At 43.3% G+C, this 15,705-nt stretch carries 16 protein-coding genes; 14 read left to right on the top strand and 2 right to left on the bottom strand.

Annotated elements, in window-relative coordinates; genetic code table 11:
• The first annotated feature begins 257 nt into the window (after positions 1-257).
• The 9 genes from HMPREF1548_RS26840 to HMPREF1548_RS26805 all read left to right on the top strand — a co-directional run bounded on the left by HMPREF1548_RS26840 (position 258) and on the right by HMPREF1548_RS26805 (position 9,815).
• A complete protein-coding gene (locus tag HMPREF1548_RS26840; RefSeq protein ID WP_021639976.1) occupies positions 258-1,904 on the top strand; it encodes a sensor histidine kinase in 1,647 nt (548 codons plus the stop codon).
• Complete coding sequence (locus HMPREF1548_RS26835; protein ID WP_021639975.1) at positions 1,901-3,181, top strand: response regulator transcription factor; 1,281 nt, start codon at positions 1,901-1,903, stop codon at positions 3,179-3,181. Before HMPREF1548_RS26840 ends, HMPREF1548_RS26835 begins: the two co-directional genes overlap by 4 nt.
• A gap of 168 nt (positions 3,182-3,349) precedes the next feature.
• On the top strand, positions 3,350-4,924 hold the full coding sequence (locus tag HMPREF1548_RS26830; protein WP_035324189.1) for an ABC transporter substrate-binding protein: 1,575 nt from the start codon (positions 3,350-3,352) through the stop codon (positions 4,922-4,924).
• Positions 4,925-5,139: 215 nt separating this feature from the next.
• Positions 5,140-5,949 carry an ABC transporter permease subunit gene (locus HMPREF1548_RS26825; RefSeq protein ID WP_320919472.1) on the top strand — a complete coding sequence of 270 codons (810 nt, stop codon included), beginning with the start codon at positions 5,140-5,142 and terminating at the stop codon, positions 5,947-5,949.
• A gap of 39 nt (positions 5,950-5,988) precedes the next feature.
• On the top strand, positions 5,989-6,876 hold the full coding sequence (locus tag HMPREF1548_RS26820; RefSeq protein ID WP_021639972.1) for a carbohydrate ABC transporter permease: 888 nt from the start codon (positions 5,989-5,991) through the stop codon (positions 6,874-6,876).
• A gap of 18 nt (positions 6,877-6,894) precedes the next feature.
• Entirely contained in the window at positions 6,895-7,968 is a 1,074-nt protein-coding gene (locus HMPREF1548_RS26815; protein ID WP_021639971.1) for a glycoside hydrolase family 5 protein, read from the top strand.
• A gap of 373 nt (positions 7,969-8,341) precedes the next feature.
• Positions 8,342-9,175, top strand: coding sequence for a carbon-nitrogen hydrolase family protein (locus HMPREF1548_RS26810; protein ID WP_021639970.1), 834 nt, complete (start codon positions 8,342-8,344; stop codon positions 9,173-9,175).
• Positions 9,176-9,208: 33 nt separating this feature from the next.
• Complete coding sequence (locus tag HMPREF1548_RS29725) at positions 9,209-9,355, top strand: hypothetical protein (protein ID WP_021639969.1); 147 nt, start codon at positions 9,209-9,211, stop codon at positions 9,353-9,355.
• Between the two features lie 25 nt (positions 9,356-9,380).
• Positions 9,381-9,815 carry a GNAT family N-acetyltransferase gene (locus HMPREF1548_RS26805; RefSeq protein ID WP_021639968.1) on the top strand — a complete coding sequence of 145 codons (435 nt, stop codon included), beginning with the start codon at positions 9,381-9,383 and terminating at the stop codon, positions 9,813-9,815.
• 133 nt (positions 9,816-9,948) lie between these two features.
• Here the strand turns inward: HMPREF1548_RS26805 and HMPREF1548_RS26800 are convergent, their stop codons facing one another.
• Positions 9,949-10,845 (bottom strand): metallophosphoesterase, encoded by an 897-nt coding sequence (locus HMPREF1548_RS26800; RefSeq protein ID WP_035324187.1) that lies wholly within the window; start codon positions 10,843-10,845, stop codon positions 9,949-9,951.
• Positions 10,845-12,077: a DUF4474 domain-containing protein gene (locus HMPREF1548_RS26795; RefSeq protein WP_021639964.1), complete on the bottom strand. Its 1,233-nt coding sequence runs from the start codon at positions 12,075-12,077 to the stop codon at positions 10,845-10,847. Before HMPREF1548_RS26795 ends, HMPREF1548_RS26800 begins: the two co-directional genes overlap by 1 nt.
• Positions 12,078-12,341: 264 nt before the next feature.
• Here HMPREF1548_RS26795 and HMPREF1548_RS26790 point away from each other — a divergent pair, with 264 nt between their 5' ends.
• The 5 genes from HMPREF1548_RS26790 to HMPREF1548_RS26770 all read left to right on the top strand — a co-directional run bounded on the left by HMPREF1548_RS26790 (position 12,342) and on the right by HMPREF1548_RS26770 (position 15,400).
• Positions 12,342-13,409 (top strand): hypothetical protein, encoded by a 1,068-nt coding sequence (locus HMPREF1548_RS26790; protein WP_021639962.1) that lies wholly within the window; start codon positions 12,342-12,344, stop codon positions 13,407-13,409.
• Positions 13,410-13,470: 61 nt separating this feature from the next.
• Positions 13,471-13,731 (top strand): CD3324 family protein, encoded by a 261-nt coding sequence (locus HMPREF1548_RS26785; protein ID WP_021639961.1) that lies wholly within the window; start codon positions 13,471-13,473, stop codon positions 13,729-13,731.
• A gap of 46 nt (positions 13,732-13,777) precedes the next feature.
• Positions 13,778-14,557, top strand: coding sequence for a nucleoside phosphorylase (locus tag HMPREF1548_RS26780; RefSeq protein ID WP_021639960.1), 780 nt, complete (start codon positions 13,778-13,780; stop codon positions 14,555-14,557).
• A gap of 51 nt (positions 14,558-14,608) precedes the next feature.
• A complete protein-coding gene (locus HMPREF1548_RS26775; RefSeq protein ID WP_021639959.1) occupies positions 14,609-14,833 on the top strand; it encodes a hypothetical protein in 225 nt (74 codons plus the stop codon).
• A gap of 39 nt (positions 14,834-14,872) precedes the next feature.
• Positions 14,873-15,400, top strand: coding sequence for a hypothetical protein (locus tag HMPREF1548_RS26770; protein WP_021639958.1), 528 nt, complete (start codon positions 14,873-14,875; stop codon positions 15,398-15,400).
• Positions 15,401-15,705 lie beyond the last annotated feature (305 nt).

Below are 15,705 nucleotides of genomic sequence, written 5' to 3'. Positions count from 1 at the left end.
CCTACAGGAAAATTATGCCGAGATGCTTTTGCAGAAGATTTGCGTTCCATGTTTTTGCCGATGTTGTAACACCACTGTTTCAGCCTGGATTTCAGGCTGCTGCACCGTTGTATCAGCTCTGGAATTTTACCTTGTTGTATTGATTTCGATATATGTTATAATGTTGCTGTGCGCCACTGAACTGTAGTGGCGCATGGAAAGCCGGCTGCGGCTTTGGCACACGAACATAATAACAAATACAGGGAATCCGGTGCGGAATGAAAAAATTAAGGTTTATCCAATCAGGCTATTTTATATTACTCACATCTTTCTTTGTCGTATTTCTTTTTGCGGTTTTTAATATCTTTACCATCAGACATTTCAATCGTCGGATAGAAGAAATTTATAAAAATTCCCTCAATTATTCCAGTAATTACTGGGCGGATCAGTTTTATGTGGCAAATAAAGAACTGACTTCACTGATTAATAAAAACAACAGCACGGATTATAATCTGATCTGTGATTCCTCCGATTCGGATTTCATTGAAGAAAAAAGTTCGGATCTCCAGCGTGATCTGACCAACCTGTCTATTATCAATGAAAACCAGATTGTTTTTTTCGTCTTTATTCCGGACAAGAATATTATGCTTTCTTCAATTTCATATCTGGATTATTTTCAGGAGAAGGAAAATGATGAACTGAAAGAGTATATACTGAACGTTCAGGTCAATAATTCTGCTGACTGGAAGGATATCAAGCTGGGGGGAAAGGATTATTTCCTGCATCTGTATGAGCATAAAGGGGGATTCAGCGGCTGTTACATCAGTTGTGAAAATGTTCTTAATGATATTATGCCTCAGGATCAGGAAAGTAATGTCTATCTTTTGAATATGGACGGCTCTGTTTTTTATAAGGCTGATAAAATCGAGGAGTACAAAAACTGCTTTACTTTCTCACGTGCAATCAGAATGATTAACAAAAAAATCTGTGTGGAAATCCCTTATTTTAATTTTATAAACAGTGGTTCCTATCTTTTTATTATCATAATAATTGCGATAATAGCCTCTTTTTTTCTGATATGGATAGCGCTGTTTCACCAGGACAGATCCGTATTCAGGCCTCTTACAAAGCTGAAAAATGCAATGGAGGAATTCAGCGGCGGAAATACGGAGATCCGATTGCAGGATCACACAACAAACCGGGAGATTACCGTGCTGTACAGGACCTTTAATCATATGGCGGAGCAGATCATCAATCTGAAAATTGATGTGTATAAGACAAGCCTTGAAAAGGAAAAGATATTTAATCAGTTTCTGCGCGTACAGATACAGCCTCATTTTTATACCAATATTTTGAACCTGATTTATACGCTTGCCAGCATAAAGGATTATGTTACAATACAGGAACTTACTAAAAACATGGCGGAGTATTTCAGGTATCTGTTGTCTTTGAAGGAGGATTATGTATATCTGGAAGATGAACTCCAGTGCATCGTACGCTATGCACAGGTGCAGAAAATAAGGTATCAGGATAATTTTCAACTGAGAATTACCTGTAATGCTGATGCCGATGAGGAAAAAATACCGCCGCTTCTGATACAGACTTTCATTGAAAACAGTATCAAGCATAACATCATGCTGGTACAGGATTTGGAAATCTCTCTGCTGATAGAGGAAGAAGGCGGGATGCTGCATATAATTATTAAAGACAATGGACTGGGCTTCCCTGTTGAAATCCTGGACAGGCTGAATGATAATGAGAATATTGAAGAAGACGGAAGGCATATTGGCATCATTAATGTAAAAAACCGTATGCAGGTATTGTATGGCGGGCAGGCCGCTGTATCAATTCGGAATGAGGTGCAGGGGGCTGTGGTTATGATCCGCATTCCCCGGATGAATAAGGATGAAAATACGGAACTATGAATATATTAATTGTTGATGATGAAGTAATCGTAGTAAATCTTTTGAAAAAGCATATTGACTGGCAGGGGCTGGGAATTCATGAGGTTTTCACCGCCTATACGGCTATGGATGCCAGAAGGCTTGTTTCGGGCAACCAAATAGACATTATTATTTGTGATATTGAAATGCCGCAGGAAAATGGACTGATGCTTCTGGCATGGATAAGAGAAAATTTTCCTGATATTGTGAAGATTATACTTACCGGATATCCGGATTTTAAATATGCACAGGATGCTATAAATATTGGCGTTGTGAAATATTTATTAAAGCCGGTAAGCTTTGAGGAGCTGTCGGAAACCATAAGGCTTGCCGCAGAAGAAATCAATAAAAAAAGGAATGAAAGCCTTCAGGGGAATGCGGGACAGAATGTATATGATCCTAAAAGGGAAGAAAAGATTTTTTACACCAATTTGATTACCGGCGATATTCTGCCTTTTACGGAGTTTATTAATAAAGCGGCTGAGGTAGGAGGACTGGCAAGAGAATCCCTGGAGCCAAAGGGGCTGGTGTATATACGGCTGACAGGAACCCAGGTGCAGGTAAAAAATAACAGCATCCTGCTGTTTGCGTTGAGTAATATTGCAGAAGAGCTTTTTGCTGATATCACGGAGATACATCTTTGGGACAATATCTTCTGGATTATTAAAACTGATAATGACAGGAAGCAAATCCATGATATGTGTGAGCTGTTTATATCCAAGCTCAAAGGAAGGTTCCAGGGGGAGATATTTGCCTATTTTATCAGACGCGTCAGCCTGGAAACCCTATCCGAACGCTCCATGGATTTAAGGTATGCCGCCATGCAGTACCGGAATATGGGGCAGTTCATTTATGATGTGGATAAGCTGATTGATGCATCTATGGACAGGGAGCATTCTCCTGCAGTCCAGGGCGGTGACTGCCCCACATCGGCATGGGCGGTTGTTGAATCGGTTAAGAATTATATTCACGGGCATTATATGGAGGATTTAAGCAGGCAGGATATTGAGGCTGCCGTCCATTTGAATGGGGATTACCTGAACCGTATATTTAAAAAGGCCACGGGTTATTCCCTGGTACAGTACATTCAGTACTACAGGATTTTGGTTTCCAAACGTCTTTTGGCGGAAAAGACATGTACAATAACAGAAGCGGGAACAAAAGTTGGTTTTGATACCCCCTCTTATTTTACCAAGGTATTTAAAAAATGGACGGATATGACTCCGTACGAATACTATAATCGCTCGGAAGGCAGATAATATAAAAGTCTAAAACGTTCTATTCATTGGTCGGTTTTGTTGTTGAGACAAAACCGACTTTTTACTACACTTTAATCAACACAGAAAAATGTGCTTACAAATTTAAGAGCGGGATAAACTATATGTTCAAACGGAGTTTGTTCCGTGGAAAAGAAAAAGGAGGGTATTATGTTACGAAAAAAAATCAGTGTGTTATTAGCAGTGGCAATGGCGGCTGGCTTGGCGGCCGGCTGTGGTTCTTCAGGCGGCAGTACGGTGGAGAGCAGTGTAAATGAATCTTCGGCGGGTACGCAGGCGGAGTCTGTACAGGAAAGTAATGCCGGGCAGGAAAGCGCAGATGGAGAAAAGGAGCTTTCAGCGCAGGAGCCATATACGGTGAGAATTGTAGCAGACGGATATGGATCAGAGGAGGCCTGTGCGGAGATTTCCGCTGCTGTTTCTGAAATCACAAAGGCAAAATTCAATACGGAGGTTGAAATTGTACGTTATGATTTTTCAACCTATGTGGATAAAGTACAGACAGAACTGGCATCCGGAGAAAAGATTGATTTGCTCGGCGGCGTATCGCAGCTTCCTATTCCGAGTGCGGCGAGCCAGGGGCAGGTAATTGCGCTGAATGAACTTTTGGAGTCTGACGGCCAGGATATTCTTGCCGATATCAGTAAAGAAGATTTAGCTTCCACATCTATAGACGGTCAGGTTTATGCAATCCGTAACAACAAAGAATTGGGATTGGGACTGGGATTTGCATGTAATACCGAAATGCTGGAATCTCTCGGTGTTGATTACAGCAATATCATGACGGAAGCTGATATGGAACCGATTCTTCAAGCGGCAAAAGAAAAGTATCCGGATGTATATCCTCTGGCCTCCGACAGCGGCGCAATGGGGGACTATATGCTTGCGATTGACTGGTTGGGAAGGGATTTCGGCGTACTTACGGATTCCTTCAGCGATGACACCACGGTGAAAAATTTCTATACCTCCGACGAATACTATGAATTATGCAAACGAAGATATGAATGGTCCCAGAATGGATTGATTATGCCTGATGCCAGCATCAATACGGAGCAGGTAAGCAGCCTTATGGGTGCGGGAAAGGCCTTCAGCGCAACAACGGAAACCAAACCCGGCATTGAATCACAGTGGGAAAGAAATACGGGAATTGATGTGACCATTATCAATATTGTCCCCTATTATACGACAACCAGCAATCTCAATAACTACTGGTATATCCCTTATACCAGCGAACAGCCCGAGAGGGCCATGCAGGTTCTTAACGAAATGTATTCCAATCCCGATGTGGCAAACCTGCTTATTTATGGCATCGAAGGAAAATATTATGAGTTTGTTGATAAAGAGAAAGGGCTTATCGATTATCCGGAAGGCGTTACCGCCGATGATCTGGGCTGGACAGTTGCCGCATGGCATTTTCCCAATGAACTGATTGCCCATAAGTGGGTTACGGATGGTCCTGATATCTGGAGTGATACAATCCAGTTTAATAAGGACTGCCATCCCTCTATTGCAAAAGGCTTTGTATGGGACAGCACGGACGTAACCAATGAAGTGGTGGCCTGCACCACTGTTCTCAATAAATATAAAAAGGGACTGGAAACAGGGGATGTGGATCCGGATTCCGTATGGGATCAGATGAAAGCTGAATTTGAGGAAGCGGGTATCGAAAAGATTCTCACCGAAAAACAAAAACAGCTGGATAACTGGTTAGCTGATAATAAGTAATTTTACTTTTTAAATACTCCGGCCTTATGGCGGGCTGCAGGCTGCGGCGCTCCTGAGGCCGGAAAAGCAGTACTAAAATTCTCTGTAACACATAAAGCGGGGCATATATGAAAAAGAAAAAAAGACGGTTGCATTTGAATTGGGCTCTATACCTTATGCTGATTCCGGGATTTATATATTTGCTGTTCAATAATTACATACCTATGACATTTACTGTGATAGCTTTTAAAAAGTATAATTTTCAGAAAGGTATCTGGGGAAGTGAATTTATCGGATTTGATAATTTTAAATCCCTGTTTTCCACGAGGGATTCCTGGATTATACTGCGCAATACGGTGGGGTACAATCTTATTTTTATAGCGATAGGCCTTTTTGTGGGACTTGCGATAGCAATTCTTCTGGATGAACTGAATTCTAAAAGAGGGAAGCGCGCCTTTCAGATGACATATCTTATTCCCTATATGATATCCATTACGGTTGTCAGCTATATTGTATACGCTCTGTTAAGTACAGATACCGGGTTTATTAACAATAGTGTTTTGGAACCTATGGGAAAGAAAGGCGTTTCCTGGTATGCACAGCCGGCGTTCTGGCCTTTTATATTGGTTGCTGTGAATCAGTGGAAATGGCTTGGCTATAATTCCATTATTTATTATTCCTCAGTTATCAGCATTGATTCCAGCTATTATGAAGCGGCAACAATAGACGGCGCCACAAGATTCCAGCGGATTATGTACATTACCATTCCGATAATCCGTTCCACTATCATTACGATGACCCTGCTCCAGCTGGGCAGTATCTTCCGATCGGATTTTGGCCTGTTTTATCAGGTACCCATGGACAGCAGCGCTTTGATGAATGTAACGAACACGATTGATACTTATGTTTACCGGGGAATCAAGAGTGTGGGTACTTTGGGGATGTCGTCGGCAGCAGGGCTGTACCAGTCTGTGGTCGGTTTTGTATTGATTCTGGCGGCAAACGGTATCGTCAGAAAAATTGACAGAGACAGCGCCATATTTTAAATAGCAGAAAGCGCCTGCAATCTGTGCGGAGAGGTTATCATGGTAAAAAGAGATAAAGTTTTTCAGACAATAGATCATATTATTTTGTTTTTAGTGTCATTGTTTTGTGTTCTGCCGCTGATTCTGCTTTTTTCATCTTCCTTCAGCAACGAAACGGCGATACTTCATGAGGGCTATCATATACTGCCCAGGCAATTTGATTTAACGGCATATAAGTATATCGTCAATGGCTCCAGCGGCATTTTGAGATCCTATGGCATATCAGCCCTGGTTACGATTGCGGGGACATTGGGAAATCTGGTGCTTACAATACTGTATGCCTATCCGATTTCCAGAAAGGATTTAAGGGGGCAGGCATTTTTTTCCTTTTTCCTGTTTTTTACAATTCTGTTTAACGGGGGCCTGATTCCTACCTATATGATGTGGACCAATACATTCCATATCAAAAATTCTTACCTTGCATATATTCTTCCGAACCTGCTGGTAAACGGATTTTATGTCATTATGGCCAGGAATTACTTCGCCTCTAATATTCCCGTGGCGCTGCTGGAGTCGGCCAAAATGGACGGGGCAGGGGAATTCAGAATACTGCGCAGTATCGTACTGCCCATGTCCAAGCCAATCCTGGCTACCCTGGGGCTGTTTGTGTCCCTGAATTACTGGAATGACTGGCAGAACGGTCTGTATTATATCAGCAATGATAAAATGTACACGATTCAGGTGCTTTTGAACAGAATGCTTTTGGATACGCTGTATATGCAGCAGGGACTGGCGAAAAACATCAGCAGCAGTATCGGCGCTTCTCTGCCGACGGCAACGTTAAAAATGGCAATCGCGGTTCTGGGAGCGATTCCGGTGTTGATTATTTTTCCGTTCATTTCCAAATATCTCTCAGGAGGTATTGTGGTGGGAGCGGTAAAAGGATAACTTAAAAAGGAGTGTAATATGTTATTTGAAAATTTTAAGCAGGGGCTTAATCTGGGAGGCTTCCTGTCACAATATGAGCTTATCGCAGACGCGGGTTCCAAAGAAGCTTTGCAGCAGCATTTTGAAACATTTATTACGGAGGATAATATAAAACAGATTGCGTCCTGGGGTTTTGACCATGTTCGGATTCCGGTGGACGGATGGCTGTTTCTGGATAAAGAAAAGAAAATTCTCAGGGAAAAGCCGCTGGAGTATCTGGATCGTTGTATTGGCTGGTGTGCCGATTACGGCCTGCATGCTGTAATTGACCTGCATAATATTGAAGGGCATGTTTATGGACAGATGGAGATACCTACGCCCCTGATGACGGATGAGGCGCTTCGTGATGATTTCTGCCTGTTCTGGGCGAGAATGGCAGAGCATTTTAAAGGATATAAAGGGACTCTGCTTTTGTTTGAATTATTCAATGAGATTGCGGACTCCACCGGATATATGTGGAACCGGCTGTACAAAAGGGCGATCAAGGAGATACATAAGGAGGATCCCGGCCGGTGGGTTCTGGCAGGGACAAACAATGTAAACAGCGTGGGGTATCTTGACCGGCTGGATTTAGTGGAAGACCCTTATGTATTTTATAATTTCCATTATTATGAACCGAATGCTTTTACACATCAGAAGGCGCATTTTTCAGAGGAATTCTGCGCATACAGGCATACGTTGACCTATCCGGGAGATATGACGGATTATATTGCCTTTCTAAAAGCAAACGACAAGTTCAGGAAGGAACATCCCCTGATGTCGGAAGAAACGGACTGCAACGATAAAAGCCTTATGCTGTCCCTTCTTTCTTATGCGAAAGACTTTATGCAGTATTCCGGTTGTGAGCTTTACTGCGGGGAATTTGGAGTCATTGACTCCGCGCCTGCCACAGAAGCTGTAAAATGGATCCGTGATTTTATCACTATCTGTGACGGACTGAAAATAGGGCATGCTATGTGGAATTACAAATGTCTTGATTTTGAATTGGTAGATATCAATAATCAGATAGTAAGGCCGGAGATCCTGGATTTGCTGAAAGAACTGAATCAATAAATAAGAGACCCTTTCATCTGAAGGAGAACAGGTGAAAGGGTTTTCTGTATTGGCGGTGGTATTTGCAGTTTTGTAAAACATTATAGCGTAAAAAGCGGGTAAGATAAAATATACTGTACTATACGAAGAATGGAATCAGGCAGTGAAGTATAATGATTCGTTTGACTTTTGTACGGTGGACCGTTAGAATTTAAAGATAACACGACCTGCCCACTGGCGAACAGTCTGCCGGTTGCGGCCTGACGCCTTTCTCTAAGCGCCGTAAAAGGCTGCAGTTTGGCTGCTATAGGGAGTATGACATTTATGGCGGAGTTTAAGGAATGAATCGGCAGATGATTATAGGTGACAGGATTAAATTAAAGAGGAAAGATAAATGAGGATATCCGTAGTTAATTTTAAATCACAAAAAGATGTCATCAAAAATATAGCTCTTATGAAGGATTATATTGAAAAAGCAGTTGACAGCGGGACTGACTTTGTTGTTTTTCCGGAGTTGTGTATAACCGGATATTATTATTTTTTAAGTGATCCTAAAATGATAAACGAAGAACTTGTTGCTCAGGCAGTGAGTATGTGTCAGAAAATATCCTGCAAACAGCATATCTATATATGTTTTGGTGCGCCATATTATGAGGCTGATCTTATTTATAATGCAGCGTTTATTACATGTCCGGATAATACAGTGAAGATTTACAAAAAAATTCATATTTGTGGATATGAGCATCAGATTTTCTCTAAAGGGCGTAAGCCGCTTATTCTTAATACGGAATATGGGAAAATAGGCTTTGGAATATGCTATGACACGATTCGTTACCCTGAGCTGATTCGCTATTACTGTTATAAAGGAGTTAATTTATATGTAAATTTATCGGCGGTTACGGAGGATGCGCAGTGCGATGCATGCTATTTAAAACGCGTGATAGAGTATCATGTTTTAAGCAACGGTATTTATATTGCGAGTTCCAATGTCTGCGGGATACAAAACGGTGATAAATTTTCCGGTGGAAGCTGTGTTGCGGGACCTGTGCGAAAAACGGAAAAACCGATACATTATTATTGTAATGAAGAATTATCCCAGGAGCCGGGAATTTTTACAGCTGAAATAAAACCGGAGGAAAATTTAAGAATGATTTTTGATGGGAACCGTTTCAGCCCGATTCCTGATTTTGATATGAATTTGTATTACTCATGGTATCAGGAGCGGTAATTATGCCTGTGCAGCTGCAGCCTGGGACATGCAATGAATTTTGCAGAAGCGTTTCTGGACAGAAAATTAAACGGCCGCGTCCTCACTTCCGCTTTAAAAAGCGATATGGTATGTACCTATGAAGTCAACCTGCCGGATGACATTATGGAAAATTATGTGAAGGAATGCCCCGGGAATTAATTCCTTCCTATGGAAAGGAAAGCTTATGGAAATCACAATGAAAAAATACACGCCGGTGGACTACGATTTTGTTTATCAGCTGAAGAAAGTATGCTATTATCCCTATGTTTCTGAGATCTGGGGCTGGGATGAAGAAAAGCAGACAGACTATTTCAATGCCTTCATGGAAAATGCAAAGGAAAATATGAACATAATTTATTCCCGGGGAAAACGGATCGGCATGATAAACTGGAGTGTGGACGGAGATACCTGTGAACTGGAAAATATCTGTATTCTTCCGGAATACCGGAATCAGGGTATTGGCTCCCGTTTACTGGCAGAAACAATTGAAAGCAGCGGATTTTCCAAAGTCAGGCTTCAGGCATTTAAAAAGAATCCTGTTATCCATCTATATCATCGGCTGGGTTTTTCTATTGTTGAAGAAACGGAAAATCATTACAGGATGCTTCTGGAAAAATGAGCTGCAAACAGCCTGATAGTTTTTTCATACAGTTCGCCCAGACCCGGCAGCCAGGTAAGCTGCCGGAAGTTGGTTTTATCGGAAAGTAAGGGACAGCACGGTTTCAAAGGAATAAGGTTTCCCGGCAAGGACTTCAGTCCAGTATAAAATCCGACAGGTTTTCCGGTCCGTTCAGGACTTCGCGGCTGATGAAAAGTAATCGATCCTCCGTCGTGGAAAAGGACCAGCGGACCAGGGCTATTTGATCATTTTCTATTTCCAGGCATGTGATGCTGTACGGATGTACACAACTGCCGTCATTGAAATATGGGCAGGAACCCGGATTCGGGAATACCGGCCGGTGGGTATGGCCGGCTATGACAATTCGGTTAGTTTCCCTGGAATAGGCACACAGTTTTTTCTCTATCTTTTCCACCAGTTTTACGGATCGGCCGGAGCCTGTGGGAGCGCGGAAGCCAATTGTTTCCAGCGGTTTCCAGACATATCTCACCAGAAACCGGCCAAGGGGCCAAAGCTCATCGTTGAGCAGACTTCCCTGGTGTCCGTGGATTAGGAGAATGCGCTGTAGCGTATCTTTATTTTCGAGGATAATTCCTTCTGTAATTTTCAAATCCTTATAAAAATAATCTTCCGGTTCTGTGACATCGCAGGAATAATTTGTACAGTTTGATGTGGAAAAATTTTTCCTTTTTTTTACGATATCATGGTTACCGTATATCATGTAAAGCCGGTTATCCTGATAAAAGCGGTTCATGAGCCGGAAAATATGGCTGTAGGTTCTGATAATTGTGTGGATGCATCTGTTTTCCCAGAGTTCATCACCATCGCCAAGTTCGATATAGGTAAAGCCATTCTTGTAGTAATATTCCAGGGCGCCTTGAAAAATCGGGCTGTTCGGAAGAAAATTATCGGCTCCGTTTCCCTGGCCCCGATGACAGTCGCTCATAATTACGATGCGGGAGTTTTTATCATAGGGAAGAACGGGAGCGGAGGTGTAGACTTTATTCAGTTTATCGGCAAGCGAAGGCATCAGCGGCACATCCCTTTTTCAGTATTTTTTTCCTCACATTCACATGCTGTGCTGTTTGTGCATGGACAGCAGGGATTCTGCGGCTTCTGGCAGTTACAGGGAGTACAGATCCTGTTGGGAAGCCGTTTTGTATGAGTGGCAGGAGAGCAGGGGCAGGGTTTGGGGCAAGGTTTCGGGCAGGGTTTCGGACAGGGCTTAGGGCAAGGGCAGGGCTTAGGGCAAGGGCAAGGCTTGGGACAAGGACAGGGTTCAGGGCCGGGACAAGGACTGGGACCTGGCTCCGGACCTGGGTCGGGGTTGTGACCCTTGTGAATAAGGTCAATCAGCCAGTCAAAAGCTTCATAGAAGGATCTCGCATACAGGGAATGCATACAGAATTCATACAGTTCGGGCATGGCTGTCTTAAGATATTCAAGTTTATCGAGAGTTTCCGTATATTTTCCGGTCACCTGCCTGTAAAGGCCGCAGTTGATGGAGTTTGTATTCTGCACCAGAATTCCCTGAGGCGTACTGTTGGAAAGAGGCTGGGGACTGTGGGGCGTTGTGTAATGGATGGTAACCGTATTTGAATGAACACTGTATTCTTTTTTGCGGTAACCGATATCCACCAGGCCATTTACAAAAGCGTCCCGCATGGTTCTGTTTGGAAATTTGATTTTGGCATCCATGGTGAGAGTATCAAGGTGGGAAAATTCTCCCAGCTTAAACCCGGTAAGCCACCAGTGAATCCCGCTGCGTTTGAAAAGAACCTTTCCGTTTTTGCGGAGGACAAAGCTCATATCCAGACGTTCATCGTCCGAGGCGCAGTCGTAATAGGTTCCGGTGAACTGCTTCGTCTTAATATCATCGGAAGCGGTATTGTAAATGCCGATTTCAGCGCCGGTTGTTATTCCGTACTGGCCTTTCCATAATTCTATCATCCATCGTTTCCCGTTGTACGTAAAACAGACGGGCTCACAGTGCATAACCATGTTAAAATCGGCGGAGCCTTCGTCATACAGCCGGCAATATCCCATTTCACGCTGCCAGCAGTCCATGACGGAGTAGAACAAATCATTTTTCAGATCATAAGCAAAGCCTGCATCTTTCAAATCCTGGTTCAGCTGCTGCTGCTGTCCGGTTTTATCTTTGGAAGGTTTGAATTTCCTGGTGCGTATTTTCCATATGCATATAAACAAAATGAAACCAAGTATCAAAATGCATGCTACGCATAAAAGTATGGTTCCTAACATTGGATTCGTGCCCCCTTTTATAAGGCTTAGTATTGTTTATGTTATTTTATGCGTATTACGACAAAAGTTTACAAAGTTTTTATTTTTATGCCGGGAGCTGCATTTGGGAACAAATGATTATAATGGGATTCGGCATTGAGAAAAATGAGGATTTATCTATAATTGAGATAGGAAGGGTGTTCAAAGCATAAATCGGAAGTTAAGCATGGACGGCCTTTTTATAAAAGAAACAAATAAAAAAGCGGGGCAAAGGAGAAGGAAAATATGGAAGCAGAAAACAGACTGACGCAGTGGGTGAAAGAAAAAATTGAAAAAGAATACCGGGAGGACATTGCTCTCCTTATAGGAGTAACAGGACATGCCACAAACGGCGACGGTCATGGAGAGTGTTTTGACTATTATGTGCCTGTCAATGAACGGGGAAACGAATTGGCGCAGACCTTTATTATTGACGGAGTTGGGCATGATTTGTACCCGCGTTCCTGGGAAAGAACGGAAAGGACGGCAAATCTGGAGGAATTCCCGACACTGTGCCTTGCGGCCTCAGAAATCCTGTATGCAAGGACCCGGGAGGAGGAGGAACGTTTTCTTTCTTTGAAAAACAGATTGTTTGAAAACCTGAGGAATCCAGGTTTGATGTATCAGAGAGCTCTGGAACGGGTGGATATGGCCATGGACATTTACCGTACGCTTCTGTTTGAAGAAAAGCTATGCAAATGCCGGATGGCAGCAGGATATATCCAGAGCCTCCTTACGCAGGCGGCCGCGTTTATGAACCAAACTTTTGCGGACTGCGGTATTTTTTCGGAAAAACAGGCGGAGCAGGGCAGCGCGGAAAGCAGAATGTATCACTGTCCCGAACTGAAAGAGGTTCCTGAAAAATTTTATGATTATTCAAAGCAGCTTCTTCGGGCGGATACGATTGAAGAAATCAGGGAGCTGATTTATCTTCTGATACAGTCTGCCCGGAGCTTCCTGCAGCAGCGCAGGCCGGCTGAAATGAAAAAAGAGAAAAAAGACGGTTATGAACAGCTGTCAGGCTGGTATGAGGAAATGAGCCTTACCTGGAGAAGAATCCGCTATTTTTGCCAGCAGAACATGCCGGAGGAAGCTTTTCATGACTGCGTCTATCTGCAGACCGAGCTGGTTGTGGCTGCGGAGGAATTTGGCTTTGAGGAAATGGATCTTTTAGGCTTTTTTGACCCTGACTGCCTGGAAAAAGTGAGCAGGCAAAGCTGTGAGCTGGAAAAAGCGGTGAGAGCGATTATAATAGAGCGTGGAGGAAAAATAAACGAGTACCCTTCCCTGGAGGATTTCCTTTCACGGAACTAAAGGGAAGAAGCCGCGCGAAACAAAATCTCGTAAAGCGGTTTTAGAAAGGAAGGGGAGTGAAATGAAATATCGGAATGCCTCTGAAATTTTTCCGGACGAACTGCTTCGGGAAATACAAAAATATTCCTCCGGTGAACTGGTTTATATTCCGGAAAAGGAAGAGAAAAAAGGATGGGGCGCCGTATCCGGGGCCAGGGTATATTATGAGCAGCGCAATGAAGAGATCCGGCGCAGGTTTTATGTGGAAAAGCAGAAAATGCAGGAATTGGCCGAGGAGTATGGGCTGTCGGTTGAGACGGTGCGGAAAATATTATACAGATGAGAATTATTTTTATGGTGATGTTTTCTGCAGGCAGGGAGGTGAAGACATGAAGTGGGTATTTTCAGAGGACAGTACGCCGGCGGTTATAACGGCGGAAAAGCATGTGAGGAGCAGTCATGGCAGCCGGGATATAAGAGAACTGCCGGAAACCTGTGTAATATTTGAGCTTGGAATCGGGCTGCGGTTCCTGAAAGAAAATTTTGACACGGTCATTCTTTGTGACAGGCTTCCCTGTTTTCTGGACAATCCGGAGTGTATTGAGGTAAAAGGGCATCCGGACGTCTGCTTTACCAAAGGCGGATATGGCTGCCCGGCGGCTGTTGATACGCTGGAAACGGTCAGGGCACTTGGCGTGAAACGGATCCTTGTGGTCGGTATGTGCGGCGGGTTCGGTAAAGAAATCCAGGTTGGTGATGTGGTGGTGCCGGAAAGCATTTTGTGTGAGGAAGGCACCTCGCATCATTATTTTGAAACGGTGGAATTTGTCAGGCCGGAGGAAGATTTTTTTAATCAGGTAAGAGAATATTTTCAGGGAAAATTCCATACGGTTGTGAATTCTACCGTTACGACGGATTCCTTTTATCGCCAGACCTTTGCCAAGGAAGCGTATTGGCGGGAAAAGGGATGCGTGGGCGTGGATATGGAAGCGTCTGCACTTTTATCCGTAAGCAGGTATTATTCCATGACTGCGGCAGCAGTTCTGCTGTGTTCGGATAAACATCCGCTTTCAGAGACGGAAAGCGGATGGAAGTGGGGAACTGAGGATTTCAACAGGATCCGGGAAGCGTATGTCAGAGCGGCTATTATGTTTGCATTAGGAATATGATGAGATGAAAAAGCTTTTGATTGGTACAAAAACGGAAATTGTCCGGTTGCTTTGGGGATTACGGTAATTGACGGTTATTTATATGATATAAAGCTGGTAAATTATGAAGATGAGCTGGAAAGAAGCTATGACTCAACCGCTTTATGGGATTTGTCCTATGCTGATATTCTTTATGATCCTGAAGGAAAAATTGCAGAATTTAAATCCAGGAAGCTGGCTTGTACGGTTGATATAGACAGTGCCGGGGGATTGCTTTGGGAAGCATATTTGAATTAAAGACTGGCAGGTGATATCTGGATATACAGGCAGGATACGATGCAGGGGCATTATGTTTATAATAATGCGATAAAACCGCTGGTTAGTGCGCTTTTTATTGTAAACAGGGAATATATACCTCATGATAAATGGCTGATTCACATGAGCAGAAGCCTGGCCTGGAAACCGGACAGCTGGGAGAAGGATTTGCAGGGCGCATTAAATACCGGAGATTTTTCAGCCCAAAGCCTTCAGGAAAGGCAGATGTGTATCGACAGGCTATGGAACGGTATGAATGACAGGCTTGGTGAAATGACAGGAACAGATGACCGGCTGAATTTTGTACGGAAGGCTGGTTATGAGTCTTTAAAAAAGCTGATTGAAAAGGAAGAATATACATTGCAGGAGTGGGCGGCAATGGAGGGGCTGGAGGCTCTTAATTATGAACCGCTTCATTCTGTTTTTCACAGAGAAGGGGATAGAATTTTGCTTGATAAAGAACGTTTGCTTTCGATTAGGCCGGAGGATATGTATGTGTGGTTTTATGAGATAGTTGATGCGGGCAGGAAGGGCGTTGCGGCGGAATAGAAGAGGGAAGAGTAATTTAAGCTCAGGCTGGGGAGGACAGACAAGGGAAGGATTTAGAGATGAAGAAAAGGGGACTTTTTTAGGACGGGAGTATGATTTTAGTTGGTGCGAACCGTAAGTTCCCATGGATTTGCCGGGGGATTCGCACCTGTTTTTGGGGAGAAATGGATGAAATATAGTGTGGAGATGATTATTTGGTGGAAATAATCGTGGGGTGGTTGTATAATAAATATAGATTTTGCAGGGGAAGGAATTTGGTTTTTGGAAGGATTTGCTGTCGAGGTCTTTGCGACCTCGTGGATTGA

The organism is Clostridium sp. KLE 1755, assembly GCF_000466465.2.
Classification (GTDB): Bacteria; Bacillota; Clostridia; order Lachnospirales; family Lachnospiraceae; genus Eisenbergiella; species Eisenbergiella porci.
The sequence above is the reverse complement of the archived record's forward strand: the minus strand, read 5'-3'. Positions and strand labels throughout refer to the sequence as shown.

Coding starts and splice junctions, on each gene's coding strand:
- HMPREF1548_RS26840 (WP_021639976.1), top strand. CDS start 258: ATGAAAAAATTAAGGTTTATCCAATCAGGCTATTTTATATTACTCACA.
- HMPREF1548_RS26835 (WP_021639975.1), top strand. CDS start 1,901: ATGAATATATTAATTGTTGATGATGAAGTAATCGTAGTAAATCTTTTG.
- HMPREF1548_RS26830 (WP_035324189.1), top strand. CDS start 3,350: ATGTTACGAAAAAAAATCAGTGTGTTATTAGCAGTGGCAATGGCGGCT.
- HMPREF1548_RS26820 (WP_021639972.1), top strand. CDS start 5,989: ATGGTAAAAAGAGATAAAGTTTTTCAGACAATAGATCATATTATTTTG.
- HMPREF1548_RS26815 (WP_021639971.1), top strand. CDS start 6,895: ATGTTATTTGAAAATTTTAAGCAGGGGCTTAATCTGGGAGGCTTCCTG.
- HMPREF1548_RS26810 (WP_021639970.1), top strand. CDS start 8,342: ATGAGGATATCCGTAGTTAATTTTAAATCACAAAAAGATGTCATCAAA.
- HMPREF1548_RS29725 (WP_021639969.1), top strand. CDS start 9,209: ATGAATTTTGCAGAAGCGTTTCTGGACAGAAAATTAAACGGCCGCGTC.
- HMPREF1548_RS26805 (WP_021639968.1), top strand. CDS start 9,381: ATGGAAATCACAATGAAAAAATACACGCCGGTGGACTACGATTTTGTT.
- HMPREF1548_RS26800 (WP_035324187.1), bottom strand. CDS start 10,845: ATGCCTTCGCTTGCCGATAAACTGAATAAAGTCTACACCTCCGCTCCC.
- HMPREF1548_RS26795 (WP_021639964.1), bottom strand. CDS start 12,077: ATGTTAGGAACCATACTTTTATGCGTAGCATGCATTTTGATACTTGGT.
- HMPREF1548_RS26790 (WP_021639962.1), top strand. CDS start 12,342: ATGGAAGCAGAAAACAGACTGACGCAGTGGGTGAAAGAAAAAATTGAA.
- HMPREF1548_RS26785 (WP_021639961.1), top strand. CDS start 13,471: ATGAAATATCGGAATGCCTCTGAAATTTTTCCGGACGAACTGCTTCGG.
- HMPREF1548_RS26780 (WP_021639960.1), top strand. CDS start 13,778: ATGAAGTGGGTATTTTCAGAGGACAGTACGCCGGCGGTTATAACGGCG.
- HMPREF1548_RS26770 (WP_021639958.1), top strand. CDS start 14,873: ATGCAGGGGCATTATGTTTATAATAATGCGATAAAACCGCTGGTTAGT.